General features: G+C 36.9%; 3 protein-coding genes and 1 pseudogene. 3 read left to right on the plus strand and 1 reads right to left on the minus strand.

Features of this window, described 5'->3' with window-relative positions; genetic code table 11:
• The first annotated feature begins 159 nt into the window (after nucleotides 1-159).
• From O9332_RS11000 to O9332_RS11010, 3 genes and pseudogenes are all read left to right on the plus strand, one after another.
• Entirely contained in the window at nucleotides 160-1,014 is an 855-nt protein-coding gene (locus O9332_RS11000; RefSeq protein WP_288025464.1) for a WD40 repeat domain-containing protein, read from the plus strand.
• Nucleotides 1,015-1,619: 605 nt separating this feature from the next.
• On the plus strand, nucleotides 1,620-1,826 hold the full coding sequence (locus O9332_RS11005) for a type II toxin-antitoxin system HicB family antitoxin (RefSeq protein WP_002758550.1): 207 nt from the start codon (nucleotides 1,620-1,622) through the stop codon (nucleotides 1,824-1,826).
• Nucleotides 1,823-2,029, plus strand: a pseudogene (locus O9332_RS11010) (type II toxin-antitoxin system HicA family toxin). Before O9332_RS11005 ends, O9332_RS11010 begins: the two are co-directional and overlap by 4 nt.
• A gap of 220 nt (nucleotides 2,030-2,249) precedes the next feature.
• Here O9332_RS11010 and O9332_RS11015 read toward each other — a convergent pair.
• Entirely contained in the window at nucleotides 2,250-2,429 is a 180-nt protein-coding gene (locus tag O9332_RS11015) for a hypothetical protein (RefSeq protein WP_002758553.1), read from the minus strand.
• Between the last annotated feature and the right edge of the window lie 203 nt (nucleotides 2,430-2,632).

The raw sequence follows: 2,632 nt of genomic DNA on the forward strand, positions 1-2,632 counted from the left end.
CTCTGCTCTTTCTTCTTCTTTAAGAGCTTTTTGTAAGTTTTTCTTTTCTTCTAAGTCTAGGAAATCTTTGGCTGGCATAAGTAGGATTTTTCTAAAATTACTATTTCTATTTTAGGTGGTTTAAGTGCGTTTTAGCTTATCACAGTCTGGGATTTAAAGATGAAGAAAATCATTCACAGTTTCAAAAAGCCAGATATCTTTCTCCCTTTTAAATCTCCTTTAGGTAAGATACATTTTGCTCTTGACCTCAAGACCTTCGCTTTTATCTCTGGTGATGGAACAATCAAACTCTGGAGTTTAGAGACAGGGGAAAAAACTTATATAATTCCAGTAGTTAAACCCTCACAACTAACTCAGAAAGGTGTCAAGCATCCCTCAGATCCGATTTTTATGAGTTTTAGTCCTGACAACAAAATGTTAGCTTCTGTGAACGGCTATGACGGCACTATTAAACTCTGGAATATAGAAACAGGAAAAGAAATCCGTACCTTTACCGAACATGATCCTAATATCCACTATGTTAGTTTTAGTGCCGATGGTAATAAATTAGCAACTGGTAATGATTATGGAATTATCAAAATCTGGAATGTTAAAAATGGTAAACAAATTCTTGCCCTTACAGAGAATAATGAAAATGGCGATGACAATCACTTTGGTGGTTTGGTTTTCAACCCAGATGGTAAGACTCTTGCCGTTATTCGTCAGAAAAAAAAGGAAATTGAACTTTGGAGTTTAGACAAAAAAATAAAATTCCGAACTCTTGTGGATTATGAAGATAGTTTCAATAATGATAATAAGAGTACTATTTTCAATAGTATTCACTTTAGTCCCGATGGCAAAACCCTAGCTTCTGTTGATAATCTTGGAACAATAAAACTCTGGAATGGAAACAATGGCTGGGATTTAGATGCTTTGATGGGGCGTAGTTGCGATTGGGTGCGGGTTTATTTGCAGAATAATATTAATGTCAGGGAGGAGGATAGGCATTTGTGTGATGGGATTGGTACAAAATAGTCAGTATCAGGATTTTGAGGATTAGAGGATTTTCAAGATGCTCAATCTTAAAAGATTGTCAGGAGTTTCCAAGTAAATAATCCAGTTAATCCTAAAATCCCGTTAATCTTGGTTTAGACTTCTTTGTGAGGATACAGAAGGATTGTAGGGCGATGCAGAAGCATTGTAGGGCAATACAGAAAGATTGTAGGACAATGCAGGACTTAAACGCTTTAATGGGGCGTAGTTGCGATTGGGTGCGGGTTTATTTGCACAATCCTAATTCTGGTGTTAAGAAGGAAGATAAGCATTTGTGTGATGGGATTGGTACAAAGAATTAGCCCACCAATTTAATAATAAAGTTGCTCTGTTACAGCCGATTGTTAATTTAGGTTTTTTTTCAGAGATAATCGCCACAAACAGAAACATAAATCGTAGGGTGCGTTAGCCAAAGCGTAACGCACCAATTTAATAATTAAGTTGGTGCGTGGGGCGAGGATTATTAACTTGTTTTTTTGTCAGAGATTATCGCCACAAACACCCACCCTACAAGATCAGGCTTACACAAAAAAAAACAAATTTATGTTATTTTTAAAATAAATCTCAGTCAATAAAAAATATTTATTATGAATATCAAAGTGGTTGTCTGGCAAGAAGACGATGTTTGGTGTGCAAATGTACCAGCTTTGTCTGGTTGTCATACTTGGGCAGAAAATTATGATGATTTGATGGTCATGGTTAAAGAGGCAATAGAAGGCTGGTTAGAAGTTTCTCATGAAAAAAAATTACTTGATCGAAAAGAGAATCAGCAATTAGTGGAGATTTCTGTATGAAGTCAATCTCAGGTAAAAAATTATGTAAAGTCGTTGAAAGATTTGGCTAGAAATTGGCAAGAATTAAAGGAAGTCATTATATCTATACCAAAGAAAATGTTTCTGCAATTATTGTTATACCAACCCATGGAAATCGAGATTTACCGATAGGAACATTAAAAGGTATTCTCAAAGATTCAGGATTAACTGAAGATGATATTTGACAACGTAACGCACCAATTTGATGATAAATTTGGGCGTTACGGCGGATTATTAATTTTAGTTTTTCATCAGAATTAGTAACCGCAAACACTCACCCTACAAGCTAATTCGTAGGGTGCGAAGCGCGAAAGTGTAACGCACCAATTGAATAATTAAGTTGTTGCGTTACGGCAGATTATTAATTTGTTTTTTTGTCAGAGATTATCGCCGCAAACACGCACCCTACAAGATTGGAGATCGCACTTCCATCAATTGCCGATCTCTTTCTTCTCTCATTTGATGAATAATTTCAGTAACATCGGTTTTAAATGGTTTTCCCTGACGACGTTCATAAATGGCTTTTCGAGTTGCGTCAATTCGTTCTAATGCAATTTCCCAAGAACGTAGGTTGGGTTGAAGCATGAAACCCAACGCCCGATTATGTTACGCTACCGCTAACCCATCCTACAAATAATTGCGCCTCCCTACTTAGGGGCTGCTGAAAAAGTTTTTCGTGGGGGCAGGGTGTGGGGTGTGGGGTGTGGGGTGTGGGGTTTTACCCATTTTCAGGTGGTCAATTACCTAATTTTCAGGGAAAAAATCCCTAAATTTTCCCCCCAATCACT

This window comes from Microcystis sp. LE19-10.1B, assembly GCF_027530565.1.
In the GTDB taxonomy this organism is placed as follows: domain Bacteria; phylum Cyanobacteriota; class Cyanobacteriia; order Cyanobacteriales; family Microcystaceae; genus Microcystis; species Microcystis aeruginosa.